We start from the raw sequence: 11833 nt of genomic DNA, 5'->3' as shown, positions 1-11833 counted from the left end.
GTTCACGCCCCGGCAGGGGTGAGCGGCACAGTGCAGGGCATGACCTTTTTCTACCCTTCCCTGGCTTTGCATGTGGCAGGCCAATGGCTCTCCACCGCATCCGGCGGTGAGCGCACCGTCATCAACCCTGCCGACGAAAGCCCGCTGGGCACACTGCCGCTGGCCGGCAACGCGGAAATCACGGCCGCCGCCGAATCTGCTCAGCGCGGCTTCGAGCAATGGCGCCGCGTGCGCCCGCACGACCGCTACCTGATCCTGCGGCGCGCAGCTGAGCTGCTGCGCAAGCGCGCCAGCGACATCGCCACCGTACTCACGCTGGAGCAAGGCAAGCCCCTGGGCGAATCCAGGCGCGAAGTGCTGCTGTCGGCCGACATCATCGACTTCCAGGCCGAAGAGGCCAAGCGCCTGTATGGCCGCACCGTGGCACCGCGCGTGGAGGGCATCCTCTCGCACACCGTCACGCGCCAGCCGGTGGGGCCCGTGGCCGCCTTCACACCCTGGAACTTCCCGGTCAACCTGCCCAGCCGCAAGCTCGCCAGTGCACTAGCGGCAGGGTGCAGCGTGGTGATCAAGCCCGCCGAAGAAACGCCCGGTAGCTGCATGCTGCTGGTGCGCTGCTTTCTGGACGCGGGCGTTCCCGCCGAAGCCCTCCAGATGGTCTGCGGCGATCCGGCGCAGGTGTCCACCTTGCTCATCGAGCACCCGGCCATCGCCAAGGTCTCGGTCACTGGATCGGTCGCGGTGGGCAAGCTGCTGGGCGAACAGGCCGCGCGCCATGTCAAGCGCTTCACCGGCGAGTTGGGCGGACACGCACCCGTGATCGTGGCCGAGGACATGGCCGATGGCGCGGGGCTTGATTTCGTACTCAAGCAGTCCGTGGCGGCCAAGTACCGCAATGCGGGCCAGGTGTGCGCTTCGCCCATCCGCTTTTACGTGCCGCGCGCGCATTTGGCAGCCTTCAGCGAACGTTTTGCCAGCGCCGCGCAAACCCTGGTGCTGGGCTCAGGCCTGGACGCAACCACACAGATGGGCCCACTGACGCACGCGCGCCGCATCGATGACATGGAGCGCTGCGTGGACGACGCCGTCAGCCAAGGCGCGCGCCTACTCACGGGCGGGCGGCGCGTGGACCGCCCCGGTTTCTTCTTCGAGCCCACCGTGTTCGCCCAGGCACCCGCCAGCACGCTGCTGATGCGGCAAGAACCCTTTGGCCCCATTGCCGTGATTCAACCCTACGACACGCTGGACGAGGCCATCACCCAAGCCAACGCCCTGCCCTACGGTCTGGGGGCATACGCCTTCACACGCGACCTGTACACAGCCCACCGCCTGGGCGAAGGCATTGCGGCCGGGATGGTGGGCATCAACCACTTCGGCGTCTCACAGCCCGAGCTGCCCTTTGGCGGCATCCGCGAAAGCGGCATCGGCCACGAGCAAGGCCCCGAAGGCATCACGCACTACACCGAAATCAAGACCATCACCGTCGGCCAAGCTTTTTGAACAAGAGACCTTGCATGCACACCACCGAGCAACTCAAACAAGACAACGCGGAATACCTCTGGCACCCCATGGCCCATCCAGGTGCCATGAAAAAGGTCAAGCCCGACATCGTCACGCGCGGCGAAGGCTGCTGGATCTGGGACGTGGACGGCCGCAAGCTGCTGGACGGCGTGGGCGGCCTGTGGGCCAGCAACCTGGGCCACAGCGCCAAAGCGGTGCGCGACGCCATCGTGGCGCAGCTTGATGAGCTGCCCTTCTACAACACCTTCCGGGGCACCTCGCACCCGCGAGCCATCGAGCTTTCCGCCAAGCTGGTGAAGATGATGGAGCCCGACGGCGTGGCCAGCGTGATGTTTGGCAGCGGCGGCTCGGACGCGGTGGAGACCGCGCTCAAGCTCGCGCGGCAATACCACAAGCTGCGCGGCGAGAAGGACCGCTTCAAATTCATCAGCCTGCGCCAGGGCTACCACGGCGTGCATTTTGGCGGCATGAGCGTCAACGGCAACACCAACTTCCGCCGTGCCTACGAGCCCTTGTTGCCAGGATGTTTTCACATCGACACGCCCTGGCTGTACCGCAACCCCTACAGCCAGGACCCGCAGGAACTGGGCGTAATGTGTGCTGCACTGCTGGAGCGCGAAATCGTGTTCCAGGGCCCGGACACCGTGGCCGCCTTCATCGCCGAGCCCGTGCAAGGCGCGGGCGGCGTGATCGTGCCGCCCGCCAACTACTGGCCGCTGGTGCGCGAGGTATGCGACAAATACGGCGTGCTGCTCATCGCCGACGAAGTGGTCACGGGCTTCGGCCGCACCGGCCACTTGTTTGGCACCCGCCTGTGGGGCGTGAATGCCGACATGTGGTGCCTGGCCAAGGGCATCAGCTCGGGCTACGTGCCGCTGGGTGCTACCGCCATCTCGGCCAAGGTGGCTCAGGTATTTGACGAGGACACAACCGGCCAGGCCGCCGTGGGCCACGGCTATACCTACAGCGCCCACCCCGTGGCCGCCGCCGCCGCACTGGCCACGCTGGAACAAATTGAAGCGCTGGACGTGCCAGGCCATGCAGGCGAGGTGGGCGCGGTGATGCAAAAGCGGCTGCGCAAGCTTGAGCAGACCTGCAGCTTCGTTGGCGACGTGCGCGGCGTGGGCCTGATGCTGGGTATCGAAATGGTGGCGGACAAGGCGCTGCGCACGCCGATGCCACGCAGCAGCGATATCCCGGCGCGCGTGGCCAGGGAAGCCTACCAACGTGGCCTGATGGTGCGCATCTCCGGCTCCAACCTCATCCTCTCGCCACCGCTGGTGATCTCCGCCAGCGAGGTGAACTACCTGTGCGATGCACTGGAGGCCACGTTCGCTGCCGTGGAGGCAACGCTATGAGCCCGGTGCCATCGGGGCGGGCGCCGGTCATCCTGCTGATCGGCACCGTCGACACCAAGAGCGACGAGATCGCCTACTTGCGCGATGCCATTGAGCTGGCAGGCGGCACGGCACTGCTCATGGACGTGGGCGTGCTCGGCCAAGGCGGCGTCACGCCCGACATCCCCAACACCATGGTGGCGGCCGCTGCGGGCGTGACGCTGCAGCAGGCCATACAAACCGGCGACGAGAACACCGCCATGCAGCTCATGGCCACCGGCGCGGCCTTGACTGCTGCGCAGTGGTATGTGGAGGGTCGGTTCGACGGCCTGCTGGCATTGGGTGGCACCATGGGCACCGACCTGGCACTGCAGGTGGCCAATGCGCTGCCACTGGGTTGCCCCAAGGTAGTGCTCTCCACCATCGCCTACTCGCCGCTGATTCCGCCCGACCGCATTCCGCCCGATCTCATCATGCGGCTGTGGGCAGGGGGCCTGTACGGCCTCAATCGCCTGTGCAAGGCGGCATTGGGCCAGGCTGCAGGCGCCGTGGTGGGGGCATGCCAGGCGCGCGCCATAGACGCCGACCCGCGCCCGGTAGTGGGCATGACATCGCTGGGCAGCAGCGCGCTGTCGTACATGAAAATCCTGAAACCCGCGCTGGAAGCGCGCGGCTACGAGCTTGCGGTGTTCCACACCACCGGCATGGGCGGGCGGGCCTTCGAAGAACTGGCGCGGCGCGGCTACTTTGCCGCCGTCATGGACTTCAGCCTGCAGGAGCTGGTGAACGACCTGGCGGGCAGTTGCGTGAGTGCGGGCAGTCAACGCCTGCTCGGCGCAGGCCAAGCTGGCGTGCCGCAGATCGTGGCGCCTGGTGCGACCGACATGGTGGACTTTGCGGCATGGTCGTCGTGCCCGCCACAGTTCCAGGGCCGGTCGGTGCATGCGCACAACCGGCTCATCGCATCGGTCAGCATTGATGCAGATATGCGCCGCCAGGTGGCGCGCCACATTGCCCAGCGGCTGGAGCAGGCCTCTGGCCCCACCTGCCTGCTGCTACCTACGGGCGGAGTGGAGCAATGGGACCGGCCTGGCGAACCGCTGCACGACCCCGAAGGGCTGCAGACCTTCGTGGAGGAAATGACGCGCGTGGTATCCCCTGCCACCGCACTCCAGGTTGTGCCAGCCCACATCAACGACGAGGCCTTTGCGCGGGCTGCACTGCGCGTGTTCGACAGCTGGGTCAGCGTCGGCCTGGTGCCTTCCGGCATGGCAGAACCCGTTGCCACAAGGAAGGCGGCATGAGCGCGCGGGCTTTGGTTCTGGACTTTGGCGGAGTGATTAGCCGCACGCTGTTTGAAACACACGCACTCTCTGAAGAGGCGCTGGGCTTGCCGCCCGGCACACTGACATGGCGAGGGCCTTTCGACCCGGCCAGCGACCCGCTGTGGCAAACCATGCAGGCCGACCAGATCAGCGAGCGCGACTACTGGATGGCCCGCACCCGCGAAGTAGGCCGCCTGGTGGGCGAAGACTGGGAGCACATGGAGACCTTTGTGCAGCGCGCGCGCGGCGCCGACGTGGCAGAGGTGGTGCGGCCCGAGGCCGAGCACACCATCCGCACCGCGCACGCCGCAGGCATCCAACTGGCCATTCTGTCGAACGAGCTCGACCTCTTCTACGGTGCGGGGTTTCGCACCCAGTTACCACTGCTGCAGCTGTTCGACGTCATCATTGATGCCACCCACACCGGTATCCTCAAGCCCGACCCACGGGCCTATGCTGCCGTGGCACAGGCACTTGCACTGCCCCCGGAGGCCTGCGTTTTTGTGGACGACCAAAAGCGCAATGCCGATGGCGGCCTGCGGGCAGGCATGCAGGTCGTGCATTTCGATGTGTTGGCGCCCGCCGCTTCTTTTGCACAAGCCCGCATGTTGCTCGGACTTTGACTTCACTGCCCCCATCCTCTCCATATGGCCATGAACAACGACACCCACCCCAAGCGCCGCGCGCGCCAACTTGGACTTGCCCTGCAAGGCGCCACCGGCCCCCTCAACGCCATCACCGACGTGCCCGGCATCGAGGTCGGCTTCTTCACCCGCAACGACGCCCTGGAGGCCGTGGCCCCAGATGCCAAGCCTGTGCGCAGCGGCGTGACCGTGGTCTTTCCGCGTGGCAAGGCCGGTGCCGACCAGTCGGTCTGGGCAGGCCAGTTCTCGCTCAATGGCAACGGCGAGATGACCGGCTGCCACTGGGTGCGCGACGCGGGCTACTTCAATGGCCCCATCGCCCTGACCAACAGCCATTCGGTGGGCATGGTGCACCACAGCCTGACGCGCTGGATGGTGCGCAACGTGCCTGCCATGCACACACACCATCATTGGTACATGCCCATCGTCGCTGAAACCTACGACGGGCTCGCCAACGACATCAACGGCCTGCACATCACCGAGGCCGACGTGCTGCAGGCCATTGACGGCGCACGCACGGGCCCCGTGGCCGAGGGCAACGTCGGCGGCGGCACAGGCATGCAGTGCTACGAATTCAAGGGCGGCACGGGCACTTCGTCCCGTACCGCCGTGGTGGAGGGCCAGACCTACACCGTGGGCGTGCTCGTGCAGGCCAACTTTGGCACGCGCGAGGATTTCATGGTGCTGGGCGTGCCGGTGGGCACTCTCTGGCCCGAAGATGCGTTGTTCTCCCAAATCGGACTGGCCGAGACGGGTTCGGTCATCGTGGTGATTGCAACGGATGCGCCGCTGCACCCCGTGCAGTTGCAGCGCCTGGCCAAGCGCGGCGCCCTGGGGCTGGCGCGCACGGGCACCACCGGGGGGGTCAACTCTGGCGACCTGGTGTTTGCGTTTTCCACCGCGAATGCAAGGCAATGGAACCCTGCGGACACACAGCATGGCGCAGCCATCAAGTCACTGCACTACCTGGAAGACAACCTCACCGACGCCCTGAGCCGCGCCGCCGTGCTGGCCACCGAGGAGGCCGTGCTCAACGCCATGCTGGCCGCAGAAGACATGCGCTGCATCAAGCCCGCAGGCGTCACGCTCAAGGCCATCGACCCGCAACGGCTGACCCGCATGCTGCAGAGCTACCGCGCCTTGCCCCCCTGACCCTGGCCAACTGCGCCATCAAGCGCTCTCAGGCGCCCCCAAGCGCTGCGACAGCTTCTGTGCCGCATCCTGCAGACAAAGGGCCGCGGGGCTGCGCGGGCCCGTGCGCAGCGTGGCGCTGGGGCCAATGACTGCCAGGCACAGTGCCAATTGGCCAAAGCCGTCGAATACCGGCGCGGCCAGGGCACTGATGCCAGGCAACAACTCGTCGGCAACTTCGCTGATCTGGCGCGTGCGCACGGCGGTCAGTTCCTTCGCAAAACCTGGCTCATCCAACGCACCCGCAAAGCCTTCAGCGGCCAGGGCGGCCGCCACCCGCTCGCGCGGGCCGTAGGCCGCAAACACCTTGCCCGTGGCTGTGTGCCGCACCGAGGCCGTGGTGCCGTGGCGCATGGCCACGTACACGGGCGTGGGACCTTCTTCCACCCGGATGATGGTGGGCCCGTTGTCGCCCCAGACCGAGGCTGACACGGTGTAGCCAATGCGCTGGGCCAACGCGGGCAGCTCGGCAATGGCCAGGCGCACGGGGTCCACCTGCTGCAGGCTGATCAGGCCAAGCTGCATGGCCAGCGGGCCCAGGCCGTAGTGGCCGCTTACGGCGTCCTGCTCGATGAGTTCCAATTTGCCAAAACTCACGAGGTAGGGGTGGGCCTTGGCCGCCGTCATGTCGGCCGCGGCCGCCAGATCCTTGAGCGCCATGCGCCGCCCAGTGCGCGCCAGCACCTTGAGCAGTTGCCCCCCCACCTCCACGCTCTGAATACCGCGTGAGCCGCGCCCGCCCGCTTCGGAACCTGGTGCGTCCTGATCCATTCGTTCTTGCTGTTGTGCCATGGCGCGATTGTCCATGGGCCAGGGATGTTGATCCCTCTCGGGGTTTTCACCTAAACAAATGAATTAGACATTGGCGAATTTATTGCCTAACATCAATGAATTCCGTTTAGACAAATACATTCAACATAAACAAACTCATGACCACCAAAACCTTTGCCTCCGCCGCTGACCTCGACATCAAGAAGGTGAGCTTCGACAAGCTCTCCGACCATGCCTACGCCTACACGGCCGAGGGCGACCCCAACACCGGCATCATCATTGGCGACGATGCCGTGATGGTCATCGACACCCAGGCCACGCCCGTGATGGCGCAGGACGTGATCCGCCGCATCCGCGAGGTGACGGACAAGCCCATCAAGTACGTCCTCCTGTCCCACTATCACGCGGTGCGGGTGCTGGGCGCCAGCGCCTACGGGGCTGAGCACATCATCGCCAGCGAAGACACGCGCGACCTGATCGTGGAGCGCGGGCAGTTCGACAAAGACAGCGAGATCGGCCGCTTTCCGCGCCTGTTCCAGAACGTGGAGAGCGTGCCTGATGGCCTGACCTGGCCCACCATGACCTTCAACAAGAAGATGACGCTGTGGCTGGGCAAGCTAGAGGTGCAGATCCTGCAACTGGGCCGGGGCCACACCAAGGGCGACACAGTGGCCTGGCTGCCGCAGGAAAAGATTCTGTTCAGTGGCGACCTGGTGGAGTTCGACGCCACGCCGTATGCGGGTGATGCCTACTTCAAGGACTGGCCGCAGACGCTGGACAACATCGCCGCACTCAAGCCCGAGAAACTGGTGCCCGGCCGAGGCGCCGCACTGCAGACGCCCGAGCAGGTGCAGGCGGGCCTTGCTGGCACCCGCGCCTTCATCAGCGACCTGTACGAAAGCGTGAAAGCCAGTGCTGCAAAGGGCGAGGACCTGCGCAAGGTGTACGAGGCCACGTTCGCCAAGCTCCAGCCGAAATACGGCCATTGGGTCATCTTCAACCACTGCATGCCGTTTGACGTGACCCGCGCGTATGACGAGGCCACGCAGTACCCCGACCCACGCATCTGGACCGCCGAGCGCGACGTGCAGATGTGGAAATCGCTGGAGGGTTGAGCCCCCTGAGTCGCCTTCGGCGCCTTCCCCCTCAGGGGGACGACGCCCTCGCTGCGGGGCGGCCCTTGCTTGGCGTCCCTCGTTTGGGTCGCGCCAGTTGCAAAGGTTAGCTCTCTACATCAGGCAATCGATCAAAACACGAAGGTCGTAGAACATGAACCCCAGAGACATCCCCGCCGAAGCCTTCCACGCCAGCGGCGCCGAGGTGCAGGCCATCGACTTCGGCTATGTGCGCTCGCCCGACCAGGACCGCGCCACGCCCGCGCAGCACCCCATCGTGGTCGTCGGCGCGGGCCCCGTGGGCCTGTCGCTCGCCATCGACCTGGCCCAGCGCGGCCAGCGCGTGGTGGTGCTGGACAATGACCACAAGCTCTCCATCGGCTCGCGCGCCATCTGCTTTGCCAAACGCACGCTCGAAATCTGGGACCGTCTGGGTGTGGGCCAGCCCATGGTGGACAAGGGCATTTCGTGGAACCTGGGCAAGGTGTTCCTCAAAGACGAACAGCTCTACGAGTTCAACCTGCTGCCCGAGGCGGGCCACGAGCGCCCGGCCTTCATCAACCTGCAGCAGTACTACGCCGAGGCCTATCTGGTGGAGCGTGCGCTGCAACTGCCGGGCATCGACATCCGCTGGCACAACAAGGTGACCGATGTGGCGGCACGGGACGACGGTGCTCTGCTGAGCATCGAGACGCCCGAAGGCAGCTACCAGATCGACGCCCAGTGGCTGGTGGCCTGCGACGGATCGCGCTCGCCCACGCGGCAAATGCTGGGGCTGGAGAGCAAGGGCCGCATCTTTCAAGACCGGTTCCTGATCGCCGACGTGAAGCTGGCGGGCAATGCGGACTTCCCGACCGAGCGCTGGTTCTGGTTCGACCCGCCCTTCCACCCAGGCCAAAGCGTGCTGCTGCACCGCCAGCCCGACAACGTGTGGCGCATCGACTTCCAGCTCGGCTGGGGCGCCGACCCTGAGGAAGAGAAAAAACCCGAGAACATCCTTCCGCGCGTGAAGGCGCTACTAGGCGCGGATGCGCAGTTCGAGCTGGACTGGGCCAGCGTCTACACCTTTGCCTGCCTGCGCATGGACCGCTTCGTGCACGGCCGCGTGGTGTTTGCGGGCGACAGCGCGCATGGGGTGTCGCCCTTTGGCGCACGCGGCGCCAACAGCGGTGTGCAGGATGCCGAAAACCTGGCCTGGAAGCTCGACTGGGTGCTCAAAGGCCGTGCCAGCCCCGCCCTGCTGGCCACCTACGGCCCCGAGCGCGAATACGCAGCCGACGAGAACCTGTGCAACTCCACGCGCGCCACCGACTTCATCACGCCCAAGAGCGAGGTGAGCCGCCTGTTCCGCGACGCCGCGCTACACCTGGCGCGCGACCATGCGTTCGCGCGCCGCATCGTCAACAGCGGGCGCCTGTCTGTGCCCGCCACGCTGCACGAGTCGCCACTGAACACGCCCGACGCCGACCACTTCGCAGGCACCCAGGTGCCCGGCGCAGTGCTGCTCGATGCGCCTTTGACCGAGCAGGGCCAACCCACCTGGCTGCTGCGCGCGCTGGGACCAGACTTCACCCTGCTGGTCTTCGGCCCCGCGCCCGCCTGGGCTAGCGGCCTTTCACCCCAGGTGCAGGTGCTGCAGATCGGCGTTCAAGTCCAGGACGCCCAAGACTTGGCCACGCAGCGGCTCGATGCCAAGCCGGGCACCGCCTACCTGGTGCGGCCCGACCAGCATGTGTGCGCGCGCTGGCGCAACCCCACCGAAGCGGCAGTGCGCAACGCCCTGGCCCGCGCCATCGCCATCGCCGCATGACAAGGAAAAGACCACCATGCTGAACACCCAACCGAACCTGCAGGCCTGCGACAACTTCTATGAAGCGCTGATCGCTGCGCACCAGGGCTTTTCTACCCCCGAAAGCCATGCCATGAACGCGCGCCTGGTGTTGCTGCTGGCCAACCACATTGGCGACCAGACCACGCTGCTGCACGCCTTGCAACTGGCGCGCGGCCAAACGCCTAACAGCCCCTCAGGCGATGCGGCAGAGCGCGGGGCCATCACGCCCGTGGCCCCCACCCACGCCACGGCCTGACGCCGAAAAGGGCTGTTGGATCGTGGGAGCGCCTCAGCGGCTGCGCGCCAGCCGCCGCTTGCGCTGCCATGCGGGCGCCAGCCACAGCAACTGCACCGTGGCATAGCCCAGCGCCGCCAGCACCAGCCCCAGCGTGGGCAACCCCACGAGCAGCGGTGTGCCCAGGGCCTGCATCCAGGCGCCCAGGGCTTGCACCGAAAAGTCGCCCCCCGGCGCCACGCTGCCCCATGCGGGCAAAACCTGCTCACCAGGCATTACCAGCGCACCCACATAAAAAGCCAGCGCATACAGCGGCACGGTGGTGAGCGGGTTGGTATAGAACGTGGCAGCACCGCCCGCCACGATGTTGCCGCGCAGCCAGGCACAGGCCAGCAAGGTGCCCGGCAACTGCAGCGGGCCGGGGATGAGCCCGCAGAACATGCCTGCGGCCACCCCACGCGCCAGCGGCTGGCGCTGAAAACGGAACAGCGCGCGCTGCTCCAGCCAAGGGTGGTAGGGCGACAGCCAGCCGTGGGACAGATAGGCCCTCGCCCTGGGCTCCAGCCCGCGCAGCCAGCGGCGCAGGGTGCAAAGCATATTGAGCATCCTCAGCCCCAGCCCAGCGCGGTGGCCGTGCCAACGCCCCACAGGGCCGAGAGCGAGAGCAGCAGCCTCACATCGCGGCGCTCATTGCCCGCGCGGTAGGCCACGAAGGTGGCCGACAGCAGGCCGAATAACACACACAGCATGACGGAATCGAGAAGTTCCATAGTGTGTTCGCTCCGCTCAGCCCTTGGGTGGCAAGGCGGCGGCACCTTGGGCACTTTCGCCCGAGCTGCGCAGCGACAGGAAGATCGAGCCGGCAATCAGCGAAGCCGTCACCAGCAGCGCATAGCCGATCGGTATCTTCACCAGGTCGATGAGCAGCATCTTGCCGCCGATGAACACCAGCACCAGGGCCAGGCCATAGGCCAGCAGGTGGAAGCGATTGGCCAGGTCAGCCAGCAGGAAGTACAGCGCGCGCAGGCCCAGGATGGCGAAGATGTTGGCCGTGAGCACGATGAACGGGTCGCTGGTGATCGCGAAGATGGCAGGGATGCTGTCCACCGCGAAGATGATGTCGGTGGTGCCGATGAGCACCAGCACCACGAACAGCGGGGTGTAGTGCTTCACGCCATTGATCAGCGTGCTGAGCTTTTCGCCGTCGAACTGGTCGGTGATGCGGATGCGCTTTTTCAGCAGCGTGAGCACCGGGTTGGTGGCGATGTCGGGCTCCTGCCCGGCGGCAAACCACATCTTCACGCCCGTGATGACCAGGAACGCGCCGAACACATACAGCAGCCAGTGGAAGGTGGCCAGCAGCCAGGCGCCTGCCAGGATCAGCAGCGTGCGCAACACGATGGCACCGATGATGCCGATGATGAGCGCGCGCTTCTGGTACTGGGGCGGCACGGCAAAGTAGCTGAACAGCATCAGAAAGACAAAGATGTTGTCCACCGACAGGCTCTTTTCCACCAGGTAGCCGGTGATGAACTGCATCGACACCGTGTTGGCCACCTCGCGGCCCTGGCTGCCGTCCAGGTACCACCACAGCAAGGCCACAAACACAAAGGCCAGCGAGAACCACAGCAGGCTCCAGCGCACGGCCTCCTTCATCGTGACCTTGTGCGCGCCCTGGCGCTCCATCACCAGCAGGTCGATGGCAATGGCCACCACCACAAAGACGGAAAAGCCCGCCCACATCCACCAGGTTCCTATCGTTTCCATGAATCTTTACTCCGAGGGGGAAATACGTTGCACCGGGGCAGACCCGCCGCCCGATGACTGGACGGACTGTAGGGGCGGCGTAGATTCTTAAAAACC

Annotated in this window: 12 protein-coding genes; 8 read left to right on the top strand and 4 right to left on the bottom strand. The window is 65.9% G+C overall.

Translation table 11 applies throughout. The features are described from left to right. Positions 1 to 39: 39 nt before the first annotated feature. Genes Q0105_RS21435 through Q0105_RS21415 form a run of 5 tightly spaced genes read left to right on the top strand, consistent with a single transcriptional unit; the run spans position 40 to position 5979 of the window. Positions 40 to 1500: an NAD-dependent succinate-semialdehyde dehydrogenase gene (locus tag Q0105_RS21435; protein WP_298214928.1), complete on the top strand. Its 1461-nt coding sequence runs from the start codon at positions 40 to 42 to the stop codon at positions 1498 to 1500. A gap of 14 nt (positions 1501 to 1514) precedes the next feature. Further along, positions 1515 to 2879, top strand: a complete 1365-nt coding sequence (locus Q0105_RS21430) for an aminotransferase class III-fold pyridoxal phosphate-dependent enzyme (RefSeq protein ID WP_298214926.1) — start codon at positions 1515 to 1517, stop codon at positions 2877 to 2879. Beyond that, positions 2876 to 4162 (top strand): Tm-1-like ATP-binding domain-containing protein, encoded by a 1287-nt coding sequence (locus Q0105_RS21425; protein ID WP_298214924.1) that lies wholly within the window; start codon positions 2876 to 2878, stop codon positions 4160 to 4162. The genes Q0105_RS21430 and Q0105_RS21425 overlap by 4 nt, the downstream gene beginning before the upstream one ends. Next, entirely contained in the window at positions 4159 to 4806 is a 648-nt protein-coding gene (locus tag Q0105_RS21420) for an HAD-IA family hydrolase (RefSeq protein ID WP_298214922.1), read from the top strand. Before Q0105_RS21425 ends, Q0105_RS21420 begins: the two co-directional genes overlap by 4 nt. A 30-nt stretch (positions 4807 to 4836) precedes the next feature. Continuing rightward, positions 4837 to 5979: a P1 family peptidase gene (locus tag Q0105_RS21415; protein WP_298214920.1), complete on the top strand. Its 1143-nt coding sequence runs from the start codon at positions 4837 to 4839 to the stop codon at positions 5977 to 5979. Positions 5980 to 5997: 18 nt separating this feature from the next. Here the strand turns inward: Q0105_RS21415 and Q0105_RS21410 are convergent, their stop codons facing one another. Beyond that, complete coding sequence (locus Q0105_RS21410) at positions 5998 to 6789, bottom strand: IclR family transcriptional regulator C-terminal domain-containing protein (RefSeq protein WP_298214965.1); 792 nt, start codon at positions 6787 to 6789, stop codon at positions 5998 to 6000. A 158-nt stretch (positions 6790 to 6947) separates the two neighbouring features. On the opposite strand from Q0105_RS21410, the gene Q0105_RS21405 reads away from it, so the two are divergent. From Q0105_RS21405 to Q0105_RS21395, 3 genes are all read left to right on the top strand, one after another. Continuing rightward, complete coding sequence (locus tag Q0105_RS21405) at positions 6948 to 7904, top strand: MBL fold metallo-hydrolase (RefSeq protein ID WP_298214918.1); 957 nt, start codon at positions 6948 to 6950, stop codon at positions 7902 to 7904. A 154-nt stretch (positions 7905 to 8058) separates the two neighbouring features. Beyond that, complete coding sequence (locus Q0105_RS21400) at positions 8059 to 9714, top strand: FAD-dependent oxidoreductase (protein WP_298214916.1); 1656 nt, start codon at positions 8059 to 8061, stop codon at positions 9712 to 9714. 16 nt (positions 9715 to 9730) lie between these two features. Then, entirely contained in the window at positions 9731 to 9991 is a 261-nt protein-coding gene (locus Q0105_RS21395; RefSeq protein ID WP_298214915.1) for a DUF2783 domain-containing protein, read from the top strand. 33 nt (positions 9992 to 10024) lie between these two features. Here Q0105_RS21395 and Q0105_RS21390 read toward each other — a convergent pair whose 3' ends face one another. The 3 genes from Q0105_RS21390 to Q0105_RS21380 are packed head-to-tail and all read right to left on the bottom strand — an operon-like array spanning position 10025 to position 11737. Beyond that, positions 10025 to 10567 carry a DUF2062 domain-containing protein gene (locus tag Q0105_RS21390; protein WP_298214913.1) on the bottom strand — a complete coding sequence of 181 codons (543 nt, stop codon included), beginning with the start codon at positions 10565 to 10567 and terminating at the stop codon, positions 10025 to 10027. An 11-nt stretch (positions 10568 to 10578) separates the two neighbouring features. Then, entirely contained in the window at positions 10579 to 10740 is a 162-nt protein-coding gene (locus Q0105_RS21385; RefSeq protein WP_298214911.1) for a hypothetical protein, read from the bottom strand. A 16-nt stretch (positions 10741 to 10756) separates the two neighbouring features. Continuing rightward, positions 10757 to 11737, bottom strand: a complete 981-nt coding sequence (locus tag Q0105_RS21380; protein ID WP_298214909.1) for a TerC family protein — start codon at positions 11735 to 11737, stop codon at positions 10757 to 10759. Positions 11738 to 11833 lie beyond the last annotated feature (96 nt).

Source organism: Acidovorax sp. (assembly GCF_027492855.1).
Classification (GTDB): Bacteria; Pseudomonadota; Gammaproteobacteria; order Burkholderiales; family Burkholderiaceae_C; genus Acidovorax.
Note: the sequence above shows the minus strand (reverse complement) of the source record. Positions and strands in the feature narration are given on the sequence as shown.